At 46.3% G+C, this 255-nt stretch carries 1 protein-coding gene; it reads left to right on the top strand.

Going from position 1 to position 255, the window contains the following annotated elements:
* The coding region (locus tag EUU22_RS25675) for a hypothetical protein (protein ID WP_205687937.1) at positions 1-255 on the top strand (255 nt) is incomplete at both ends.

The raw sequence follows: 255 nt of genomic DNA, 5'->3' as shown, positions 1-255 counted from the left end.
GAGGAGTGGGCTTTAATTTCCTCAGTATAAGCATTGATGGCGATTTAACGGTGACGTGGCAACACGGCGGCTGTGCCTGCAATGACATTCTAAATGTCCTTGCAGTAGATCTTTCCTTGATCCTGGATGTCTCTCTTGGAGGACTTTCCTGCAATTCACAGAACCTGTACAGCCCGGCTGTTCCTCGTGGTATTGCAGATGCCTCTAAACCAGAATTTAATTATAAAGTTGGTGAAGGTGGTACAAGTGGTGATC

Origin of the sequence: Ciceribacter ferrooxidans (genome assembly GCF_004137355.1) — a bacterium.
GTDB classification, from domain to species: domain Bacteria; phylum Pseudomonadota; class Alphaproteobacteria; order Rhizobiales; family Rhizobiaceae; genus Allorhizobium; species Allorhizobium ferrooxidans.
This window is presented reverse-complemented; position numbering and strand designations above follow the sequence as displayed.